Source organism: Rosistilla oblonga (assembly GCF_007751715.1).
GTDB lineage: Bacteria > Planctomycetota > Planctomycetia > Pirellulales > Pirellulaceae > Rosistilla > Rosistilla oblonga.
Genome location: NZ_CP036292.1, coordinates 5,510,470 through 5,532,729, shown reverse-complemented (window position 1 = coordinate 5,532,729; position 22,260 = coordinate 5,510,470). Strand labels below are relative to the sequence as shown.

The 22,260-nt window shown below is 56.8% G+C and carries 15 protein-coding genes; 3 read left to right on the top strand and 12 right to left on the bottom strand.

Translation table 11 applies throughout. From position 1 onward, the window contains the following. Window positions 1–187 precede the first annotated feature (187 nt). Window positions 188–724, top strand: coding sequence for a helix-turn-helix domain-containing protein (locus CA51_RS19575; RefSeq protein ID WP_145122882.1), 537 nt, complete (start codon window positions 188–190; stop codon window positions 722–724). A 78-nt stretch (window positions 725–802) separates the two neighbouring features. Here CA51_RS19575 and CA51_RS19570 read toward each other — a convergent pair whose 3' ends face one another. From CA51_RS19570 to cysC, 4 genes are all read right to left on the bottom strand, one after another. Beyond that, entirely contained in the window at window positions 803–1,771 is a 969-nt protein-coding gene (locus CA51_RS19570) for a serine O-acetyltransferase (RefSeq protein WP_145122881.1), read from the bottom strand. Window positions 1,772–2,119: 348 nt separating this feature from the next. After that, window positions 2,120–2,347 (bottom strand): hypothetical protein, encoded by a 228-nt coding sequence (locus tag CA51_RS26250; protein WP_231745793.1) that lies wholly within the window; start codon window positions 2,345–2,347, stop codon window positions 2,120–2,122. A 361-nt stretch (window positions 2,348–2,708) separates the two neighbouring features. Beyond that, a complete protein-coding gene (locus tag CA51_RS19560; protein WP_145122879.1) occupies window positions 2,709–3,557 on the bottom strand; it encodes an amidohydrolase family protein in 849 nt (282 codons plus the stop codon). A 137-nt stretch (window positions 3,558–3,694) separates the two neighbouring features. Further along, window positions 3,695–4,381, bottom strand: a complete 687-nt coding sequence (gene cysC / locus CA51_RS19555; RefSeq protein WP_145122878.1) for an adenylyl-sulfate kinase — start codon at window positions 4,379–4,381, stop codon at window positions 3,695–3,697. Window positions 4,382–4,555: 174 nt separating this feature from the next. Between cysC and CA51_RS19550 the strand changes: the two genes are divergently transcribed. Further along, window positions 4,556–6,376, top strand: a complete 1,821-nt coding sequence (locus CA51_RS19550) for a sigma 54-interacting transcriptional regulator (RefSeq protein ID WP_145122877.1) — start codon at window positions 4,556–4,558, stop codon at window positions 6,374–6,376. Window positions 6,377–6,413: 37 nt separating this feature from the next. On the opposite strand, the gene CA51_RS19545 is transcribed toward CA51_RS19550, so the two are convergent. The 8 genes from CA51_RS19545 to CA51_RS19510 all read right to left on the bottom strand — a co-directional run bounded on the left by CA51_RS19545 (window position 6,414) and on the right by CA51_RS19510 (window position 20,058). Next, window positions 6,414–8,093 carry a DUF4332 domain-containing protein gene (locus CA51_RS19545; protein WP_145122876.1) on the bottom strand — a complete coding sequence of 560 codons (1,680 nt, stop codon included), beginning with the start codon at window positions 8,091–8,093 and terminating at the stop codon, window positions 6,414–6,416. Between the two features lie 90 nt (window positions 8,094–8,183). After that, window positions 8,184–8,777, bottom strand: a complete 594-nt coding sequence (locus tag CA51_RS19540; RefSeq protein WP_145122875.1) for a DUF4332 domain-containing protein — start codon at window positions 8,775–8,777, stop codon at window positions 8,184–8,186. 27 nt (window positions 8,778–8,804) lie between these two features. Further along, window positions 8,805–9,311: a thioredoxin family protein gene (locus tag CA51_RS19535; RefSeq protein ID WP_145122874.1), complete on the bottom strand. Its 507-nt coding sequence runs from the start codon at window positions 9,309–9,311 to the stop codon at window positions 8,805–8,807. Window positions 9,312–9,375: 64 nt separating this feature from the next. Continuing rightward, complete coding sequence (locus CA51_RS19530) at window positions 9,376–10,434, bottom strand: tetratricopeptide repeat protein (RefSeq protein WP_145122873.1); 1,059 nt, start codon at window positions 10,432–10,434, stop codon at window positions 9,376–9,378. 256 nt (window positions 10,435–10,690) lie between these two features. Next, window positions 10,691–11,023, bottom strand: a complete 333-nt coding sequence (locus CA51_RS19525; RefSeq protein ID WP_145122872.1) for a hypothetical protein — start codon at window positions 11,021–11,023, stop codon at window positions 10,691–10,693. A 529-nt stretch (window positions 11,024–11,552) separates the two neighbouring features. After that, window positions 11,553–12,644 (bottom strand): dipeptidase, encoded by a 1,092-nt coding sequence (locus CA51_RS19520; RefSeq protein ID WP_145122871.1) that lies wholly within the window; start codon window positions 12,642–12,644, stop codon window positions 11,553–11,555. 215 nt (window positions 12,645–12,859) lie between these two features. Further along, a complete protein-coding gene (locus tag CA51_RS19515; RefSeq protein WP_145122870.1) occupies window positions 12,860–14,749 on the bottom strand; it encodes a hypothetical protein in 1,890 nt (629 codons plus the stop codon). A gap of 221 nt (window positions 14,750–14,970) precedes the next feature. Next, window positions 14,971–20,058 (bottom strand): DUF11 domain-containing protein, encoded by a 5,088-nt coding sequence (locus CA51_RS19510; protein ID WP_145122869.1) that lies wholly within the window; start codon window positions 20,056–20,058, stop codon window positions 14,971–14,973. A 516-nt stretch (window positions 20,059–20,574) separates the two neighbouring features. Here CA51_RS19510 and CA51_RS19505 point away from each other — a divergent pair. Continuing rightward, window positions 20,575–22,194: a hypothetical protein gene (locus CA51_RS19505; RefSeq protein ID WP_145122868.1), complete on the top strand. Its 1,620-nt coding sequence runs from the start codon at window positions 20,575–20,577 to the stop codon at window positions 22,192–22,194. Window positions 22,195–22,260: the final 66 nt, after the last annotated feature.

Below are 22,260 nucleotides of genomic sequence, written 5' to 3'. Positions count from 1 at the left end.
CGATAGCAAATCGTGAATGCTGCCTAAGCGAATGCTTGGGCTTGGCAAAAAATTGCTGCCGGGGGGGAACTCTTTCCCCTCAGCGATCATCCAAAGACTGGCTAACGTCTTTTAGCCAGCACGTGGCATGGTCGGTATCTGCCCGTGGTGTTGAGCGATTACTATTCTCCCTCTCGGGCATATCAACATGGGTAGCGCTCCGTGGAGCGACGACGATGGCTATTGTGGCTCGGGATCGAGTTCAACGCCGAGTCGTCCGAAGGGGCCGTTCCACCGGATTCGAAAGGTTCGGGAGCAGCAGAACGTCACGATTCGGACGGTCTCGCGACGCAGCGGAGTTCCGATGCGCGATCTCCGCGAACAGGAAAAGCCATCGACCGATGTGCCGATGTCGGTGCTGATGTGTTGGCGCGACGCGTTGGAGGTGCCGCTAGCTGAGCTACTGGTCGAGCCCGATATGCGGCTCAGTCAATCGATCGCTCATCGGGCCAAGTTGGTCCGGATGATGAAGACGATTCTGACACTGTGCGAGCACGGCGGCGACGAGCGGACGCAGCGGCTGGTCACGATGCTCCGCGAGCAAATGCTGGAACTGATGCCCGAGCTGACCGAAGTCACTGGATGGCCGAGCATGGGCAGCCGTCGCTCCCAAGATGAACTGGGCCGGATCGGTCAGCAACCGATATCGCTCGATGGCTTCAGCAGCGATGTTCTCGCCGACTGAATCTGTGAGCTCACGCGGCGTCGCGGCAGCCGGCTTCGAGCCGTTGTCGGCGCGAAGTCTCGATTCCGAGCGGGACGACTAAATTTGGTAGTTCAGTTCGGGAGCCATGTCGTCGGGCATCTCGGCTCGCACCCGAAGCTTCGGTTTTTCGAGCACGACCGTGCTGCGAGGAGCAACGCTGCTGGTCACCCAGACGCTCGAACCGATCACGGTATCGTGACCGATCACCGTCTTGCCACCTAAGATCGTCGCGTTGGCATAAACGACAACGCGATCCTCGATGGTTGGGTGCCGTTTCTGGCCGCGAATCAGATGGCCATCGCTGTCGGTTGGGAAGCTCAAGGCACCCAGCGTTACGCCCTGGTACAGCTTCACATGATTGCCGATGTTGCAGGTCTCACCAATCACCACGCCGGTGCCGTGGTCGATGAAAAAGTGATCGCCGATCGTTGCACCCGGATGGATGTCGATACCGGTGTTCATGTGAGCCTGTTCGGTCATCATCCGTGGGATGAATGGAACGCCCAATTGCAGCAACTGGTTCGCAATGCGAAAGACCGACACCGCTTCGAGGCCAGGATAGCAGAAGATGATCTCGTCGGTCGTTTGGCAAGCCGGATCGCCATCGAAGGCGGCTTGGGCATCGGTGGCGAGAATCCTTCGCAGGTCGGGGATGCGTTTCAGCATCTCCACTGCCATCGCTTGTCCCTTGGCTTCGTAATCGACTTGCGATTCGCAATCGCCGTGGTTGTGCCGTACGCGATCTTCGTGCTGTAGTGCGCGACCGATCTGAGTTGTCATCGTGTCGTGCAAGCGGTCGACAAGGCTGCCGACGTGATACCCGATGTTGCCGCGGTGTAGCCCGGTGCGGCGACGGTAGCCCGGATAGATGATCTCTTTGATGTCTTCGACGATCGAGAGGACCGCGTCATAGCTGGGCAGCGGGCAGTGTCCCAGATGATTGATTTTGTCGTCGGCGGTGTAAGTCGCGACGATCTGATCGGTCAGTTCGGGCAGTTGTTCTTTGAGGCGAAAGTCAGAAGCCATCGAGATCTTCCTGTTCAGATCAGCGGACTGCGAAATCCGCGTTCGGGGCATCCGCCCTGCGGCGAGATGCGTTTCGCGGCAATGACAGCGGAACCCTTATTGTATCGGGGTTCGGGCTTTTTAGGGAACATAGGGAGAGGTTTGAGTAAACGGCTCCCTTTTGTTCCATGCGATCGGCGTGAGGGCCGAGCGTTTAATTACAATACCGTTCTACGAAGGAGCCTCGGACCGTCGAAAGAATTAGCGGCGGGATGTAGTGGACGAGGTTACGAGTCCCAGCGATTTGGGCTGATGCAAAAGGACTCGTAACCTCGTCCACTACGCTTCATTGAACGGTATTGCGTTTAACTAGTACCCGATCGACGGCGGATTGGCGTTCAGGAAGTCACGCGGGCCGCGAGTCGTGTAGTACGGGTAAGCAGTCGAAGCAGCCGGAGGTCCCGGATTCTGCTGCATCTGGCCATTCTTCACATTGGGGTAAGTCAGGTTGTGACCGTAGTCGGTTCCACCCTGCTGCCAAGAGAGAGGTGCCGGACGGCAGCCGGTGCTGACTCCGCCGCGGCAGCAAGATCCCATTCCGCGGGCTCCATTGCCACATTGGCCACTGGAGCATTGTCCCTGGCCCTGGCAACTTTGGCATCCGTCATTGTTGCATTGTCCTTGTCCACATTGGCAGGAGGCGGAACTGCAGCCACCTCGAGTCCACGCTTTCGCGCATCCGCCGGTACTCGACAACAAGCATAACAAACCGGCAACGACCAATAGCTGTTTCATCGCGAATCCTTCCCTGATCAAACGCAGACGGTTATTCAGCAAACCGTATTCCTTGCTCTCAGGGATCGACCCGCGTTAGCGATGACATTGAAAGAATCGTCAAAACCGAACCAAGACGGAGAACTCCTCCGATGAATATCTCGCCTGGTTTACGCAGCTTATGCTATCGGCGGCTGGGAAAGCTCAACCCATACGTTGTGGCCGCGGTCAGCCCCCAGAATTGCTTCTGCTCCGCGGCGGTCAGTCCGCTAGCTAATTCGGCGACCATTTCGACCCATTGGCGATAGGAGAGTTTCAGCAGACAGACGGGCCAATCGCTGCCAAACATCAGCCGATTGGGGCCAAACGCTTCCAACGCGGCATCCCAGTACGGGCGAATCGTCTCGATCGCCGCTCCCTCGTCGCGGACTTCGGTCGCGACGCCGGAGAACTTGCAGACGACGTTCCGGCGTCGCCCCAGTTCGCGCAGCTGCGTCGCCCAGTCTTTATCGAACTGCTCGCCGCGAATCGTCGGCTTGGCGATATGGTCCAGCACAAACGGCTGGCTCGGGTGCCGGTCGACAAACTCGATCGTCGGTCCCAGGTGCTTGCCATAGATCAGGATGTCGTAGACCAGCCCAAATCCCTGCAGCTTTGCCACGCCACGGTTGAAGGCATCGCCGAGGATAAAATCGTCCTGCGGTTCGTCTTGGACGACGTGGCGGATTCCTTTGAGCACCTCGTGCTGATGCAAGCGATCCAGTTCGCTATCGACCCCGTCGTCGGCCAGCGGCAACCAGCCGACAACTCCCACGATCGAGCGATTCTGTTCGGCTTGTTCGATCAGCCACTGCGTTTCGGCAACCGTCTGCTGCGCTTGAACGGCGACGGCTGCATCGATCCCCGCCCCGGTCAGCTCGGTCTGCAAATCGGCGGGCGTGAAATCGCGTCGCAGGACCGACATCTGCTCGCTGATCCAACCGTATTGTGCGGGATCGTAGTTCCACAGATGGTGGTGGCTGTCAATTTTCATCGTTTGCTCTCCTAGTGGTTTGTCAAACTTTGATTTTAGGCCTGATGGTAGTGGACGAGGTTACGAGTCCCCTAATCTTTGGCGCGATTGGACTCGTGACCTCGTCCACCACCCTAAAGTCAAATGTGGATGAAGCACTAGGTACGGATCAACATCCCGTTCTGCTTCAGATAGTTCACGATCTCGTCGGCCAATGCTTCGGGAGACTTGTCGGCGGTGTGCAGATGGATTTCGGGCGAGGGAGGAGCTTCGTAGGGATCGCTGATTCCGGTGAAGTTCTGGATCTCACCGGCGCGGGCCTTTTTATAGAGTCCCTTGGGGTCGCGTTGCTCACACGTTTCCAGCGGCGTATCGACGAAGACCTCGACAAAGTCGCCGCCGCGGCCGACTGATTCGATCAGCTGACGAACCCTTTGCCGGTCGCGTGCGTAGGGACTGACAAACGCGGTCAGCGTGATGATTCCCGTCGATGCGAACAGCTCGGCAACGGCGCCGATTCGGCGAATGTTTTCTTCGCGATCGATCGCTCCAAACCCCAGCCCGAAGCGTTCGGCAAACTCGGGGCCATGTTCCGCGGTCAAGCGATCCGGTCCTGCGCACAGATGATGTCGGATGTTATCGCCATCCAACAGCGTCGTGACCGCTCCCAGTTCGCTTAACTTGCGGTCGACGGCGTTGGCGATCGTGCTTTTGCCGCAACCACTCAACCCCGTAAACCAGACGACACAACCACGCTGTGCCAGCTGGCGTTCGCGATCTTCACGGCTGACCGATTGGTCGTGCCAGACGACTTCGGGACGTTGATTGGAGGACGATTCATTCATGAAGGATACCAAAGCCTTGTTGGCGGATGCTGATTTGTTGGGGCGTTCGGGCAGATAACGCACCCCACCGCGGGGTTTGTATTTGGATGAGTTTAAACATGGCGTCCCCGTCGTCGGGCAATCGCGGTACAATTAACGACAGTTTTCCCCGTTCAGAACCCATTCGCGATTTCTATGGTGGCGTATCTCAAAGTTTGTTCTGGTCCCGATACCGGACGCCGATTTCGACTCGATCCGCTGCATACATTGCACGTCGGACGCGATGCCAATTGCGAAATCATGTTAACCGATCCGGTCAGTTCGCGGTATCACGCGGTGCTGTTTCACGAGGATTCGCACTGGCAGGTCCGCGACACCAACAGCCGCAACGGTCTGTTGGTTAATGGGCAAAAGACCGACCATGCCACTCTGCAAGACAGCAACACGATTCTGGTTGGAACGTCGGAGCTGCAGTTCTTCGATGGCAACGGCGAATCGGGGGATGCCAACAACCGCGAGCAGACGATCGTGCTGGATCGGCCGATTTCCGGTGGCCTGTCGTCCAGTAACTTTGGCCCGTTGGATCCGCTCCGCAAAATCGCCGACGTCGGCTACCTGGTCGATCTTTATCAATTGAGTCTACAGTTGATCGGCAGCGGCGATCCCGAATCGATCATCCAGATCGCCACCGAACTATTGAAGGATCGCACGCAAGCCGATGTGATCGGTTTCATGTGGTTGGGCGAAGATGGCAAGCTGCAACCCGAATACGTCTTCCCGTCCGAAGCTGCTGAAAAGATCAAGCTGAGCGCCGACCTGACCCGCCGCGTCACCAACGATGGCGAAGCGTTTTGGTTCAAAGAGGAATCGACCTCGCCGGGACAGAAGACCCAGTGGACCGATGCGATCTGTGTCCCGTTGCAGCATGGCGAAGACGTGGCTGGCGTGCTGCATCTTTATCGCAACGACCATCGCTTCACCGAACGACACTTCGAATTGGCTCTGAACTCGGGGCAGTTGTTGGGCGTCGCGTTGGCGAGCGCCCGACGAACGGCGGCGTTGCAAGTCGAACGCGACCGATTGTTCTCGAGGAATGCGGAGACAAACGACCTGATCGGTGAGAGTCCACCGATGATGCGTTTGAAATCGAAGATCGAACGTGTCGGCAGAGCAAATGGTTGCGTGCTGATCCGTGGCGAGAGCGGTGCCGGAAAAGAGCTGGTCGCTCGCGATGTCCACTTCCACAGCGGGCGGCGGGAACGACCGCTGTTGAGTGTCAACTGCGCGGCGATCCCCCGCGATCTGATCGAGAGTCAGTTGTTTGGTCACAAGAAGGGCTCGTTCACCGGAGCCGATCGCGATCACATCGGTTGGTTTCAACAGGCCCACACCGGAACGCTGTTCCTAGACGAGATCGGCGAACTGACACTCGAAGGCCAAGCCAAGCTGTTGCGGATCATGGAAGGACATCCCTTCCTACCGGTCGGCGGTGTCGATGAAATCCGCGTCGATGTGCGGATCATCGCCGCGACCAATCGCGATCTCGCCGAATTTGTCCGCGAGAAACGCTTCCGCGAAGATCTTTATTACCGCCTGAGCGTATTCGAATTGCACGTTCCGCCACTGCGAGATCGTGGCAAAGATATCGAACTGTTGATGGATCACTTCCTGGAACACTTTTCCCGGCAGCATGCTCGTCCATCCATCCAGTTCTCCGAAGCGGCCAGGAAGCGGATGCTTTCGTATGCTTGGCCGGGCAATGTGCGGCAGCTGAGAAACGTGATCGACAGCGCGATCGTGATGTTCGATGGCAACACGATCGAAGCGGATGACCTCGGTTTGCGCGACGCCGGTGTCGAGGTGACCGATACGCTGCGGTTGGATGTCTGGGAAGAGAAGCTGATCCGTGAAGCGTTGGACCGCTGCGGCGGCAACATTCCCGAAGCGGCGAAGCGGTTGGGGATCAGCCGCGCGACAGCCTATCGCAAGATCGCCGACTTCGATATCGAAAAGTAACACTCGGCAAACGCCGGATCGATCTGATCGGTTTCGTTTACGCTGCCCGACTCGCTGCGCCGCGCTGTGCGTCGGCGATCCACTGGGCGACGTCTTCGGCATCGGGACGCGAGCTGCTTCGCAAAATCCGCTCTCCCGCTTTGGTGTCGCAGTAGTCGGCGATTCGGCTCGTTAGTGCCGTTGCGTCTTGAGCTGCCAGTTGTTCGACCGATCGGCAATCGACGGCGACCAGCAATTGCGATTTGTATCCGCACAGCGACGCGACGCCGCAGACCAGTCGGGCCTGTGCCTGCCAGTCGGACAGCAGATCGGCGTTGATCCAACGCGTCTCCAGCTTGACCGCCAGCACTTCGGGCTGCGCCGCGAGGAATTGACCGATCGTATCGATCCCGATCTTGGTAAATCGCTGAGCCGTCTTGGGGCCGATCGATGGAGCGTCGACCAAATCGCTCTGCTCAGAAACGCTTGGCTCCCTTTCTGTATATCGCGAATCGGCGACACGGTTGCTCGTAAACGGAACCGATTCGACCGCCGGTTGCTGGTCTGCCGTTGCAGCTGGCTCAAATGAATCGACAGGCTCTAGTGCGACCGGTTCGCTGACACTCGCCGCCGCTGGCAACCAAGATGGCGTTGCCGGTTCGTTTGCCGGTGTTGGTGTGTCGGGCTGTGATTGCGTTTCTTGTGGTGTCGCGATCGACGCGGGGGCCGGCGATTGAATTGACGTTGGTGCCCAAGCCGGCGCCGCAGTTGTGGTGTTTGTGACCGGGCGCGGTGCTGGCGTGGTCGACACGGGAGGATTGATCGGCGTGTTCCGATTGACGGTCATCGCCATCTCGGTTCGCACGCTGCGCACCTCCGGCGGCAAATTGACTCGCACGGTGCCGGTCGTTTTGTATTCATTGAAGATCGCCGCGACCGCCGACTTCTCTTTTGCCGAGGAGATCTTTTTCAAGATCCATGCGACCGGCATGTCGATCGCCGCGACCAGAGTTGCCGCTGTCAGACCGGCGTTGGGCATTTTGCAGATCGATTGTTCGGCGACCCGTTCCAAGATCCGCGCCCAGCCGGTGATCGCGATCCCAAACATTTCGGCCAGGATATCCCGCGACTCTCCGTTGAGTCCCTCGGGCGGTCGCTTGACACCTCGTTCCAGATCGTAGATCTCGATGATCCGATGGTAATAGGCGTGGGAACGTTCGGCCCCGGCTGTGACCGCTTGCGTGATCCAGTTATTCCCATCGGGCAGCTGAAACGTGACTCGCACTTTGCCGCGGGCCCAGCGTTCGTAGATCTCTTCGTAACTCTGGCAGACGCTCCATTCCAGCGGCCGGTGCACGATCCCTTCAGGATCGCTCGACGCGGTATGCAGCGGCATGATCGGATCGGTGAAGTAGTGGCTCAGCACGCCCAGGTCGTACGCGGCGTATTCCCATTCCTCGCTATCGAGATGATTGATGGCGGTCTTCAACCACTTTTCGCATGCTCGCGGCGCACCGCCCCAGTTGCCATCGCCGACGTGCAGCACGTGATTCTGAAAGTCGCGGAACTTGCTGTCGGGATCTTTGGCCCCTTTGAGATATTGGTCGTAGTGCTTCAACAGCAGGTCGGCCAAGCGGCCGCCACGTTCGGTGTTGATGCACCGCAATGCATCGAGTGCGAAATAGTGATGCGTGCTACGACAGTGTGCAGCTCGCAGGATCGTCATAATCTGCGACATGCGTCTCTCCGTTGTTTTGTTGTCTGGTGCTCACTCAAAGTGCTTGGGCGACGATCGTCGTCAGCCGCACCGCGCGAGCCAAATTTGCGATTACCGAGCTGACCGCGAATGCGATGTCGTTTGCAGATCCGAAGAGCCGCTGGGTTGGGACGTCGCCAAGTGCGAGAACTGGTGGTCTTGAGCCGCTGCGATCCAAGTCGACACGCGATCGATCGACGGGAACTCGATCCGTCGCATCAGCGCTCGGCCGCGACTGGACAATGCGAACCGCTCGAGATCGCGAAACAGGTGTCTGGGCGAATCGGAGGCAACGTCCTCGGGACTGCGACGATGGATCGCGATCAACAGGTAGGCGTCGCGCGGATGCATCACTCGCAGCGACATCGCCATCCGAATTGCTCGCCGAACGGTCCGTAATTGACTCTGATGCGATTTGCTTAATCCTCGCTCCGACGCCCACTCAGTCAGGTTCAAGTTCAGTAGATCTTTGACGCTGACCAAGCCCTGGGATTCCAGTTGCCGCACCAGCGATGGCGGCAGCAAACGGAGCGACGCAAGCGAAGCCTCCATCCGGCGCTGCCGCGCGGTCCGCGGTTTGGAGCGTTGGATCGGTGCAGCCTCGGCTCGCTGCGGAGCAACGGATTGATCGGGCTTTCGAAACCATTTGGCAATGAAGTTGCGCATCGACGTTCGCTCTCAAAAGACTTGAAATTATGAAGTGCTAAGCGCCTGAACGATCACCTGCTTGAAGGCATCCGGTTCGGCAAAGCCGTTCTGCGAAGCAAGGATCTGTTCGTCGGGCGAGATGAAAACGATGTGTGGATATCCAGTGTTCTTCAGCTTCCGTTTGACCGCCGATTCTTGATCGCCATCGACAAGGACCAAAACAAAGTTCTGTTCCAGAAGCGTGCGGATCTCGGGATCTTGCAGGCACGTGGCCGACATCCGCTTGCACCATTTGCACCATGTCGTCGTCAAGAAAACCATCGCCGGACGCCCTTCCGCTTTGGCCTTTGCCAAGCCTTCGTCGTATCCGAACACGAACGGCAGACCAACGGTATGTTCGTCCCAGACTTCAGGGCTGGCTTGCACCTCGGCTTTGCCAAACGAATCCATCAGATTCGACAACTGAGGCTTTGAATTGCAACCGCTGAGCGAGAATAGCAATGCGGCGGTTGCGGCGAGAGCCAGCGTGGGGCGGGATCGATTGGCGGACATGAGAGCTTCCTTGCTCGGTTGGTAATGCGGCACTCCCTTCCTGGCAGCACTGCAAGTCTTGTCTTTATTGCCCGCCGACCTGTCGGATCGGAGATTGGCGATAACGTTGATTCGATTTGTAGTTTGCCACCCGCGCCTCGAATCCACTCCGCTCCGACGCGGGGACCAAGTTCAGCCCTGTCTGGGCAACACGGGTCGCTTTTTCGAACTGCCCCGTTTCGGCCAACGCCGCAGCGTAGGTATCGATATAACGGAACTCTTCGTTGGCGGGAATATCGCGCAGTTCCTGAGTGATCTCGAGCGCCTGTTGCCCGTCGCGAAGGCTGCCATCGGGACAGGTAGCCAACAACCAAGCGAGGTTCAACAGCGTGCGAAGATTTTGAGAGTCCAACCGCAATGCGTTTCGGTAGCTTTCCGCCGCCGATCGCCATTGCCCGGCGTTCTGCAATGCATCGGCGAGATCGATCGCGCGGGTTGCGTTTGCTTTATCTAGCTGGAACGCGCGGCGATAGTCTTCGATTGCGGGACCGATATCGCCATGTTGGAACCGAGCATGGCCGCGGCCCGTATAAAAGTCGGCTTCGCCTGGCTGAAGCGCGATCGCGCGATCGTAGTCGGAGATCGCTGCCGGCAATTTTCCCATCTCGTAGCGGAGCTCACCGCGATTGAAAAACGCGTTGGCGTGATCGGGTTTGGTTTGGATCACATCGTCGAACAGCGCCTCGGCCTCTTTCATCTGACCGCGCGTGGCGTAGACAAACGCCATGTTCTGCTTCGCTCGCCAGCGATTGGGATCCAGTCGCAGCGCGTTGCGAAAGTCTTCGATCGCCGCCGTCGCAAACTCATCGTCGGGAGCTTGGATTTGATCCCAGCGAAGTTCACCGCGGCGATTAAGCGCCCAAGCGAGCAACTGGTTGCCATAACTGCGAACCTCTTCGTCGGCAGCTGCCAGATCGGACTGTTGAATCTGGTCGATGATCTGCGTGTATTCGGATTCGGAAGTTGCGTTCTTCGAGATCGAATAAGCTGTCTTCAGCGAAGCAGCGGTGGTCGGTTGCTGAGCCGCAGCGGTTCCGGCCCAGCCCAAAATGCAGGTCGCGATTAGCAGAAGCTGGCGGTGCATCGTTACGAAGTCCCAGGGGCGTGAATCGAACTATAGAAATCGATTCCCCTAGCGTATCGAAGTTCCCAGAGCATTGGGAAGAGCGATTTGGGCGACGGGCCGCAGAAAACAGCCCCTTTTCGTCCCCCAACCCAACGATCTCTAAGGAATCGTTGGGCGTGATAATCGATCGAAGCCCCTGGGATCCCGCGGCAGGAAGCAGGGGGCTTCGTTTCAATCGACAGCCCTCGGCGGGGCTGTGGCTGATGGAACAGCTCTAGATTTGGACTTCGCTCAGTTGGTCCAACAGGCGTCGTGCTTCGTCCAGTCCACCCGCAGTCCGGGCGAATTCAGCGGCCGATGCCAGTTCGCCACCGACAACTGCCGACTTCTTCGCAACGGGCTTCTTAGCGGTCGCCGACTTCGCAGCCGCTGGCTTGCGGCCAGCCTTCTTGCGACCGGAGCTTGGCAGAATGCCTTCTTTGCGGAGCTTCGATTTTTGGTTGCTGAAGTAGCTCTCGCTGATCCCTTTAGGTTCCAACGTCTCCGCTGCTGCCTTCCAAGTGATCTCTGGATTTTCTTTCAGGTATTCGGTGATGGTGCTTGCCATCGAGTTCGCTCGTTTTGCCACGGCTAATTTCCTCTCTCGTTTTTTTTAATGTAATGCCCGGCCACATTCTAGTCAGTTTACGTAATTCAGAAAGCCTGGGGTGTGATAAAAGATCCACTACAGAACACTTTCTTCTCCGTAGGATCCGCTCACCGTCATCGGGCTGACTGTAGAACGCATCGACCTATGGAGGTGATTACCACCTCGATGCGGTTTCTATACTTATACACCACCATTTGGTACTGCTGGGTATAGAAAACGGTCAAGTCCCAACATGGGGGGCTGCCGAGTGGCGGTTAGGAAGCTTAAGTCGGTCGCATCCCCCCCGTTTACGAATCACGAGGAACCGCGAATCGGATAACCGACACGCGGCGAGAGCCATTCTGCAGAGCGATGGCGATGAGAGATGCGTCATGTTAGAGAGAAAGCTCCGGCCGATCGAACGATCGATGGCCGGAGCAACATGATGAAGATGCGTCGCCACGCTGTGGAGATTCACGGAAGCTAATCGCGAATCGAGCCACCGACACTATTGGGCGCAACCGCCAAACAACTTCCGGAAGGTTCGCATCCAATTGCCGTGGAAAATTGCGTTGAGATCATCATCGCTGTAGCCACGGCGCGAGAGGATTCCATCCAACTGCTGCATGTCGACGATGGAATTCAAATCGCCAGGAGTCTGTTCGGTTCCAAATCCGCCGTCCAGATCGCTGCCGATCGCGCTATGTTTTGTACTGCCTGCCATCTGACATACATAATCGATGTGGTCGGCCGCAGCTTCAATACTCACAACGTTGGGATCGGTTTCACCACGCGCCCAACCGGGGTACATCATCCAAGCATCAAACGCCACGCCGACCACTCCGTCGTGCTCGATGACGCTTTTCATCTGTTGATCCGACAATTGACGCTGTCCGGGAACCAACGTTCGCGAATTATGATGACTCGCCCACAGGACTCCTGTGAATCGATCGAAGGCTTGTTCCATCGCACGATCGGCCAGATGTGTTACATCCAACCCCATGCCGAGTTTCGCCATCGCGTCTAACAGCTGTTCTCCCTTTTCGGTCAGTCCACCTTCGACAGCAGTTCCCGCCGCATATTGGCCGTGTCCATAGTGAGACAATCCGATCGCCCGCAGGCCAGCGCCAAACCAGTAGGGCAGTTCATCGGGATCCGAAATCGGATCGGCACCTTCCATCGATAAGATCATTCCCAGCGGCGGTTCGGATTCACCGTTGCACTTGCTCCAATGATCCTCCAGGTCCGTCAGCGTCCGGATCCATCGGATCGCTCCCTGTTGTTCCCACAATTGATAACAAGCCAGTTGCGCATGCGCGGCGGCATAGGCGCCGATGTGATGCGCAAAATCGAGATCGGTCCGCGCATATCCTGTTTGCCGATCGGTCGCGGGCCCGCTGCGAGCCAGCAGGGTTGCGATACAGACTTGGATCTTGCTGGCTTGGAGTTCGGGAAAGCAGGTGGTGCCGCGCGTTCGCGACTTCAGATCGGTCATCGACTGCTCACGCGTCCGGATCTCATCGAGGGAGAGTCGTAGATCGCGATCAAAAGAAGTAGCGTTCCAGGCCAAGTCGAGGTGGCCATCGATCATCGTTCGCATCGGGAAGGACTTTTTCTTGCGAGGAAGGGAGGTGGGAAAAGACGACAATTCGTCGGTTCACCATACTCTCTTGGAAACCCCGCTTTGACAATATCACCAACGGTTCGTCGCGTCACATTTCGACAACTTCGGAACGCCAGGAGCGTTTGTTTGGCATTCCGTTCACGCCAACAACGCGTTCTCTGCCCCTAAGTCGCCACGAGGGACGCGGTGTTTCAGCTGACGCCATTCGTGTTGGCTAGCGCGTCCAAGGCGAGAAGATCGAGTGTCGAATCGAATGGATCGTCGTCCTCGTCGTCGAAGTCGACGGCAAATGATTCGCTACTCTGCTGCATTCCGAACTGAGCGTTCAACAGCCCAAAGTCTCCCAAGTCGATGCTGCCATCGAGGTTTGGGTCGTGGCTTTCACTGTACATTCCGTCGCCGCGGGTTTGTCCAAACACGCTGTCCAGCAGTACGACGTCGGCGATATTCACGCGGCCATCGAGATTCAAATCGGCTGCGAAAGTGGTTTCGGCGGTTGTGCTGATCGCATACCGGCCGCGATTGCCGGCGTTGCTAACGACAACAATCCCTTCGGATTCGTTAACGCTTCCCGCCTCTGTTGCGGTGAACTGGACGGCGATCCGTTGCGACTGGCCCGGTGCTACAGTGAAACCATCTGCCAATGCCAAGTCGCTTGCGGCGATCGATAGTCCCGCGACTCCAAACTGGAGCTCATAGACTTCCAGGATCGTTTCACCGACGTTGGCAATCTCGATGTACTGCAAGGAATCGACGCTTCCAGGACGCAGCAGCGTCGATTGAACGCCGTTGTTCGCCGGCGCAACAAACTCCAAACCGCCATCGGTTCCCGAAGTGGAAATTTGAATCAACGGAGGCAATGCGGCGGTGGCGATTTCTACATTTGTTTCGGCATCTGCGACATCGATCGGTGCGCCCGAGGTGTCGCCGACCAGACCGACGCCGCCATCTCCCAAGGAGACAGTAACCGCAGAACCGTCGGTGGGCTTAAGAGCTACAAAAGTCAACGTGACAAACGTCTCGGCGACTCCATCGCCGATCGCCCGCCCGATCCCCGCCGATTCAAACGACGCACCGGTCAGTTCATCGATAAACCCAGCCACCGTGTCGACGCTTCCGCCCTGAAAGCCAGGAAAGTTTTCGGTGATCGCGTCGGTAATCGAACCCGAATTCACCAACTGCAACTCACTAGGATCCCAGTCGACATCGATCGAAATTCCACCGACGCCATGGGCATCGGGATCGGATTCCGAAACCTGGACGTCGATCGTGATCAAATCACCAATCTGCACCTCTCCGGTCGCGTCGGAGACTAGCGACAGCGTGACATCCGAGTTGGCATCCGTTGACGCTGCAACATCATCCGTCGTGTTCGACTCATCAGTGGTCGGGAACGTTATCTCGTCGGTAGGGTCAATCGTTGGCGGAAGTGAAGGCGACGGCTCCGATGGTGGAACAATTTCGGCTGGCGGCAATTCCGGTTCGCCGCCGTTGTCCAGGTCGACGTCTGCCGAAGACGCTACGATCGACAACGTTTCCACGTCGAAATCAAAATCTTCGTGCCGCAACCCTGCACCGTGGTACGCAGCTGTTTGCGAGACGCCTTCCTCAAGAGTAAAGCTCGTTGCTTCCGTTGCCGCAATCGCCTCAAAGTGGATCGTCGCAAATCTCGCCAGCTCACCATCACCGAATCCACCGTAATTTGGATTGGCACCAGCGAGGTTGGTAATTCGGCCACGTTCCGCTTCGATAAACCCGTTTCGGAACAAGGTCAAAGCATCCGACACGGTGTCGGTCAACGTGTCCATCGTTTCAAGAGTTTTAATGTTTTCCGAATCCCAGCGAACATCCAACGCGATGCCAGCAAACCCATCGTAGTGAGGAGCGGTTTCGATGGCATCAATTGCCAAAAAGAAGGTTTCTCCCGCATCCAATGGACGCTCCAAAACAGCACCAGGAACTCCGTCGATGTCTTCGAGAACCTGCATTTCAAAGGCAACAAACGCCAACTGACGCCGCGCTTCCAGTGACTCGAATGTCAGTGAGCTATGTCGCTTTCGAATTCCGTTCGGTCTGCGCATCTGATCGTCATCCTGTGACACCTCAAGAGTTCCAGATCGATTCCATCCTTGGAACGAACACGCGAGAACTCCCGTCGCAGCGAACTGTCGGATATTCTTTGAGTGCAGGTCAATCCCGAGACTTTAGCAAATCTTCGGAAATTGTGCATTTCTATTTGCGATGCGGATTGCCGCACGCAACGCGTGAATGCTTGCAATGACCAATGGACGGTTTGGCGTTCTCAGATGGTGGGAACGATGAGGATCGTTGCATCGGTCGACGATGTCCTGCCCGCTTGATTGGTGACGGCAAACTGCTGACTGACATTTCCGGCCGTTACCTCGGCAACTACGATCTCCACATGGACGCGCACGTCTCGAAGGACAGCCAAACCGCTCGTTGAAAATTCGAGTGCTTGGAGGGCGGATAGGGCATCTCTCACCAAGAAGTTCTGATCGTTTCCAAGAGATTCAATTTCGATGATCTTGCCGTCGGTGATTGTCACCTTCAGTTCCCGTCCCGCCACATCCAACGAGCCGTTCAGCATGATTTCGTCAGCGGAGAGAGCATCCTCGAGGGAGATCCTCATCGACTCCAAAATCAGGTTGTCGTCAGCGCCAATGAACGCTTCAGACGAAGCGACCAATAGCTGTCCGCCGGTGTAAACGCTTTGGTGCCCCGTCCCCATGCTGTCGCTGGATGTACCTGAATCTAAATCGATCCAGACGGGACGCACAAAATTTTGCTCCCAATTGAGCGGCCCAAAATCACCCAGTCCAATTTCCCGCAGCGGATTCTCCATACCGATCGTCCTCGATGGATCAGGTCTGAGAGCCCAAGTGCAAGTTCCGATGGTTTCGTCGGCACCGTTGGGGCAATGGGTGTTGATGTCGCTTGTAAAGTCGAAACGTTCATCGTCAGCCGATATTACCTCGTTATTCGCTCCGACAAGCGTGCGATAACGTTCATAGTCATCAAAGTTCACGGATCCCGAATGGAAGATATCGCCATCGAAGGTCGATCCGCCCACCAAGCGAATGCGGTAGTCTGGCGTGTCACCGGCTGTCGTTAAGACCAAGGTGTCGGTTGCAGAAAACGTGTGCGCGGCTGTGTGGGTCTCGCCACTCCATTCGGGGCTTTGTGAAAACGTTTGGCTTCCGTTGGTCGATCGAACCGCCGGATCGTACATTGCCATGAACGCGACAGAGTCGCCCGCAGGGATTGGAACGCCTGTCGCGAAGTCTGGCGTCGTTAAGTTTCCAGCATCATCGATCAACATGACCGTGACATAATCGCTGGCTTGCCCATTGCCATTTCCATCGAACCGCACACCATCGATGGTCACTGTACCGGCAGAGGTATTCTTCACCGTAAATGCTTGCCATGGTCGAAGCGTATCAATCGTCGTGTCCAACAAGTCGGCTTGTGCTAGAACTTGGTCGACAGCGTCCCGTTGAAGCTCTGATTCCCAGACCGCGAGATGCCCCGGTAGGTCATCGGAAGGACGCAGGTAAGGCACATATTGGTAGCTGCCAAAATTCGGAGCATCGTCCGAAGATACGATGCCGATAACCGAACCACCATTCTCAACGGTGACTTCTTGAAAATCACTTCCCTCGATCACCGTGTTGGTGTAGTGAACAATGGTTGCGGCGCCAACAGCCAACGATTCCCGGATGCGATAAGTTCCATCGCTCAACGGGTTTCCGTCTCCATCGAGCGTGAACGTGAACTTTCCTTCGGAATCGGTCACCGCGACTGCAACGGCAAAACTTGGATCGATGGTTCCATTGCTGATTTTTTCAAGTAGAAACGCAAACCCTGGCAACGCGGGTTCGGCAGTGTCCCAGATCCCATCCGCGTCGACGTCGTTCCATTTGAATCCACTGATGATCGGACCGGTGGTGGCTTGGGGGGCGATAAATTCAAAATTGCCCTCGCGTAGCGTTCCGATCGGCAAAATGAACTGGACCAGTGCGGCGACATCTAGCGTTGCTTTGCCGTCTGGGTTGGTGTCGTCGTTGTTTGTTGGATCGGGATCGCGCTGATCCGAAGTGCCCGTGGCGATGTTTTCGATTTGTGTCGATCCGACGTCGCTTTTCACCCGAACAGCAAATTGCATCGTCGCGGATTCGCCAGGGGCGAGCTCGAAGCCGCTCCAGGTGATCGTCGCGACTCCGGCAACGGCAGAGACCGCCGCGTTGCCAATGCTTGTCGATGGCTGAACGATCGCGCCAGTGCTATCGCGGACTGGCTCGAGCCCATCGGGCAATCGATCGGTCACCACAATTCCGGACGCCGTCGCGTAATCGTCGGGGTTAGCCCCTTCGGGAACCACGTTCTCCGCGGTGACTTCGAAGATCACAAAGTCCCCTTCGGTGACCATCGTCTCCAACGCGGTTTTCGTGATCTTTAGATCAGCGACCTGGGTGTTGCCAAAATTGGCGACCGCTGCAACACCCGCATCGCTGATCACGCGGATGCCCGCGGGCGGATCGATCGTGACCACATGTCCTGGGGCTACCGAATCGATTGGCTCGGGATAGGTCTGTTGCCAGCCGTCGCGATCCAGTTCGCGCACCGTGTATTCGCCCGGCTCAAGTCCGCTGAAATAATAGACGCCATCCTGGCCGCGATAGTTCGTCGTCACAAAGCTTGGTTCGGGGGTCGGACCGCCGGCATCGAAATCGCCGTCGTTATTGAGGTCCAGATAAATCGTCCAGCCGTTGAGTCCCGATTCATCATCGTCCCAATCGCCATCGCCATCGACGTCGTTCCACTTATGCCCCAAGATGTCGATCTGGCTATTGCCAAAATTGGGAACTTCTTCTTCACCAAAACGGCCGACGATCTGTGCGTTCGGATCCGACGAGATCGTAATCTCATGGCCCCAATCGGTCGCGGCGCCGGGATAGGTTTGCAACGAATCGGGCGGCAGCACCTCGCGCAACGTGTGCTGGCCGACCGCCAGTCCATCGAACCAGAACGCGCCATCATGTTCGCCATCGTTCTGCGTTGTGAACCGTGGTTCATCGGCGTCCAGCAAACCGTCGTTGTTGTGATCGACGTAGATGATCCAGTCGTTGAGTCCTGGTTCGTTGTCGTCCCAGACGCCATCGCCATCGATGTCATCCCACTTGTATCCGATCACCTGTGGTCGCCAATTTCCGAAGTTCGCCGACTCGGTCACTTCAAAACGACTAATGTGTCGCAGTCCATTGGGCGGATCGATCGTGACGACGTGTTGGAAATTGGATGCCGCACCGGGGTAGCTCTGCTTCCAACCCTCGGGGACAATTTCGCGAACGGTATAGGTTCCCGCAGCCAAGCCGGTGAAGCTGTACGCGCCATCATGGGTTCCATCAAACGCCGTTGTCGTTTTTTGGTCGACGCCCTGATCAAAATCTCCGTCGTTATTGAGATCGAGATAGATTTCCCAACCGTTGAGCCCGAGTTCGCCAGCGTCCCAGACACCGTCAAAATTGACGTCGTGCCATTTGTAGCCCGAGATGTCGGCCTGGTAGTTGCCAAAGTTGGGAAGCTGCTCTTCGCCAAACATGCCGTTGACACAAATTCCAGCCGCCGGATCGATTGTCACCACGTGCTGGAAGTCTGCCGCGGCACCTGCGTAACTCTGCTTCCATCCCTCGGGCACAAGCTCACGAACGATGTAGGTTCCCGCATCCAAGTCGTCGAACCAATAGGCGCCATCATGCGTGCCGTCGTTGCGGGTTTCGAACAGCTTTTCCGTGCCCACGTCGTAGCGACCGTTGGCGTTGGCATCGAGATAGATCTGCCAACCGTTGAGCCCCGGTTCGTCATCGTCCCAGATGCCATCGGCGTTCAGGTCGTTCCATTTGTAGCCGGAGATCGCAGGAGGCGGCGTGTTGATGATCTCGATATCGTCGACGTACCAACCCTCGGGATCGATCCGAGGAATTTCACCCGTGTCGAATAGAAACTGGATCTGAATCTCTTGGCCGTTGAACTGGCTGATGTCATGGGTTGCAGACAACCATTGATGGACCGTCGTCTGCGGCAACGAACCATCTTGTCGCGACAGGATCTGCGTCGCCACACCATCGACGAGAATCGAAACGCTAACAAAATCGGTGTCCAATTCGGGACGAGTGTCCAACAGATACGAGAAGCTGACGATCGTCGTCCCTTTATCGGGAAGCGAGATCAACGGTGATGTGATCGTGCCGCGGTGCGACTCGGTCAAAACATAGTGCCCCTCACCGAACGCGGTTTCAAACGCTCCATAGTAGAACGATTGGATCGGCGTGTGGTTCAACAATCCATCGAAGCGTCGACCGGGGGAACGGTGCCACAGTCCGTTGATCGTACCGCCGGTGTTGTCGATCGTGAAATCACCATCGCCGAGACTAAAGTTTTCACTATAGATCTGATCGGTTACACGTTGCTGCGGCGAAAATGCGAGATCGCCCAAGACGCCGTGGATGGGATCTTGCAGGGGAACAAGCGACATCGCTCCACTGGCCGAATCGATTTGGAACAGCTTTCCATTGGCTGCATCACTGCCGACCAGAACACCATCGTCGCGATAGCCCAGGCCGGCGAAGTTACCAGAAAACTGAGCGGCACCGCCGAGAGCTGTCGACGTCAGAATGCTGCCGTCGCCTGGATCGATCTCCAGCAGAAGAGCCGCTTCCGTCGTTGCGTTTCGTGCGGTAACAAAGGCTTTGCCCGACGCGTCGATCGCTAGTCCACCGGGCATCGAAGCATCCACGTGTCCAGCAAGCGTGATCGATCCGTTGGAAATGTCGACCGTGTACAGCGACATCTGACTGGCGATCGCTCCGCCGCTGCTGCCCAGTGCATAAATCGTGTCGCTTGCCAGATCGGTCGCCATGTCGTCGATGCGAATCGCCAGATCGATCGGCGCTCCGATCGCGGTACCCGACCGTGGATCGATCCGTTGCAACGCCGAAGTGCCACCGGCGGCATCGTTGATCGCGACAAACAGGCGTCCGTCGGCGGTAAACGCGGCTCCATTGATACCGCTGTCGTTAGTCAGGTTGTCGTTGTGGAGCGGTGCAGCGATCGGTGCGGACGTGTCCAGGGCGAGGATCAGCCCGCTGTTGGTTTCGCTGATCGAGGCGTCGGCGACTCCACCGTAGGCGACGCCGATATCGGCAGCTAACAATTGGCGCGTTTCGAGTCGTTCGATCTGCCGTCCCAAGCGGTTGCGTCGACGTCGCTTTGTATCGCGTTTGCGTTCCAGACGCGAACTCCGCTGCGACGGTTCGCTCTGCCCCGCAGCAACGTTTTTGGAATGGGAACGAAAAAGATGAGAACCAAACACGCCTGAAGCTCCTGACCTTGCCTGGGCTCCCTGCCGTGATGATTGCACCGTGCCAACGCCCCGGTTGGCCCAACGTGTTACCGCCTGGAGATGCGGTGCAATCGTTGGATCTACTATATTCCGCGCTTGCGGCCCGTTCTAGATCGGAAAATTGTGTTCGCCGAAGGAATTGTTCGGATGCGAGCACGAAACGGCAGACTTTGCCGATTGGCGAGAGCCTCGCGATGACCGCGAGTTTACCGGACACTTAATCTGTGCCACCTCGATATCAAATACTTAGGTAAAGATTTGTGCATTCGAAAACGATTTGCTTGTCGGTAATCGGCGCCGTGAGTATAAGTGAGATAAGTGGCACGAACCTGTCAAACGGTGGCATTGGAAGAATCCTTTCAATCGCCAAAATTAGGCGCGGTCGTTGCGGCACCCGATCTAAGTTGATTGCGTGCGGCCAGGGATGGCATGTCTCTTTCTCATTTTCCAAGTTGCCATCGAGTGCTACTTACGGGGAGATCTTGAATGTTGTCGCTATTTCGAAAGTCGAAAAAGCCTGCTCAATCGCTGCGTCGAAAACAGCAGGCACGTCGACGTCTGAGGGCTGAATGTTTGGAAGACCGCCGGCTGCTAGCCGGTGTTGTCAACGTCGATACGACAGTCGTCGGCGATCTGACGCTCGATGGCGACGTTTCGAGCAATCGGATCGCCGTTCATGGGACCGCGGTTCCGGGGCAGTTTGTCGTGCAGGGCGAAAACGGCACTCTGCTGACGCTTGATGGCGGGGCTCAGACCTTTGCATCGCTGACGATCAACGGGATCACCGACGATATCATCGTCGAACTCGGAAATGGCGATGACATCTTCACGTTGGGTGACAACTCCAACCCGACCGAGATCGGTGAGAATCTGATCATCACCAATCGCGACGATGACACCAATATCCTCTTGAATGTCGATATCGGGGAAGACTTGTTGATTTCGCGTACGGATATCGCGTACAGCGAACTTCAGATCGAAGGTTCGATCATCCGTCATAACGTTGATATCGACAACAACAACGGTGATACGAAGACGGATATCAGCGGCAGCGAGATCGAAGGGACGCTGTTTATTGTCAATGGCAATGGCGATGATGTCGTTGTCATCGATGCGACATCGATCGGTGCGGAACAGTTCTTCCGTCCCGGCGGTCCTGGATCGCCTGCGGATCCTGTGGTCAGCATCGTCAACGGTGACGGCAGCAGTTTGACATCGTTCACGTCGGCGAACGATCCCGACACCACGGGGTTCTTGCCGACCGGAACGCTCGCCCGGCCAACGATCTTCGGTGGCATTAACATCGTCAATGGCGATCAATTGCCACCGGGGCTGATCGTCGCTCCGCCGACCGCTGGCGGCGCAACGCCGACTAGTTTGAGCGTGGCTGTCGACATCGTTGTCTTTAATCAGGCTGATGTTTTGGGCCATCTGGACATCGAGAACTTCGATGGACACACCGAAACCGTCATCGTCGATAGCAATATTGGCACCGACACCAAAGCCCGCGATACCGTTGTTCCAGTCAACGGTGGGTATGGCGATGCTGTCGAGATCGCCAATGGCGATGGATTCGATCTCTTCTTGTCTCAGAATTCGACCATGCAGTATGGTTTGAGCCTGAATAATGGAACGGGCAGTTGGGGTAGCCAAACCGACATTCGGGACAGCGAGATCGGCGGACGCGACACCGGATCGTTGGGCGTCGACGCGTCGATCATCTTTATCGGCGACGACGGCGACGATGTGTTTAACGTCAGCGATTCCGCGGGCGGATCGACCTTTGACGGTATGGTCATGCTGACGTTCGGCGACGGCGAAGACTCGGTTCAGTTCATGGGTGCCACCAGCCAGATCGAAATCGACATGCTCGATATCGATTTCGGCGCCGGCGATGACATGCTGTTCATGGAGAACGCCGAAGTTAAATCGATGGTCCGCGTCCTCTTCTTGACGGGCGTCGATACGCTGGAACTACGCACCGATGTCGACTTCCCCGGCGGTCTGCTCGGCACCATCCTTGTCGATGGCGGTGCGGGTGCCGACTTCTATCATGTCGACAACGTGTTGATCCCATTCATCAATTTCGACATCTTCATTCCGTAGCGACCAACCGGTTGCTTCTTGAAACGGTCTGCAAAGCGTGTGGCGTTCTCGTCACACGCTTTTTTG

Bases quoted from the DNA above. Each gene is read 5' to 3' on its own strand.
- CA51_RS19525 (WP_145122872.1), bottom strand. From the start codon at position 11,023: ATGGCAAGCACCATCACCGAATACCTGAAAGAAAATCCAGAGATCACT.
- CA51_RS19540 (WP_145122875.1), bottom strand. From the start codon at position 8,777: ATGCGCAACTTCATTGCCAAATGGTTTCGAAAGCCCGATCAATCCGTT.
- CA51_RS19505 (WP_145122868.1), top strand. From the start codon at position 20,575: ATGTTGTCGCTATTTCGAAAGTCGAAAAAGCCTGCTCAATCGCTGCGT.
- CA51_RS19535 (WP_145122874.1), bottom strand. From the start codon at position 9,311: ATGTCCGCCAATCGATCCCGCCCCACGCTGGCTCTCGCCGCAACCGCC.
- CA51_RS19575 (WP_145122882.1), top strand. From the start codon at position 188: ATGGGTAGCGCTCCGTGGAGCGACGACGATGGCTATTGTGGCTCGGGA.
- CA51_RS19550 (WP_145122877.1), top strand. From the start codon at position 4,556: ATGGTGGCGTATCTCAAAGTTTGTTCTGGTCCCGATACCGGACGCCGA.
- cysC (WP_145122878.1), bottom strand. From the start codon at position 4,381: ATGAATGAATCGTCCTCCAATCAACGTCCCGAAGTCGTCTGGCACGAC.
- CA51_RS19570 (WP_145122881.1), bottom strand. From the start codon at position 1,771: ATGGCTTCTGACTTTCGCCTCAAAGAACAACTGCCCGAACTGACCGAT.
- CA51_RS19545 (WP_145122876.1), bottom strand. From the start codon at position 8,093: ATGTCGCAGATTATGACGATCCTGCGAGCTGCACACTGTCGTAGCACG.
- CA51_RS19515 (WP_145122870.1), bottom strand. From the start codon at position 14,749: ATGCGCAGACCGAACGGAATTCGAAAGCGACATAGCTCACTGACATTC.
- CA51_RS26250 (WP_231745793.1), bottom strand. From the start codon at position 2,347: ATGGGATCTTGCTGCCGCGGCGGAGTCAGCACCGGCTGCCGTCCGGCA.
- CA51_RS19560 (WP_145122879.1), bottom strand. From the start codon at position 3,557: ATGAAAATTGACAGCCACCACCATCTGTGGAACTACGATCCCGCACAA.
- CA51_RS19520 (WP_145122871.1), bottom strand. From the start codon at position 12,644: ATGCGAACGATGATCGATGGCCACCTCGACTTGGCCTGGAACGCTACT.
- CA51_RS19530 (WP_145122873.1), bottom strand. From the start codon at position 10,434: ATGCACCGCCAGCTTCTGCTAATCGCGACCTGCATTTTGGGCTGGGCC.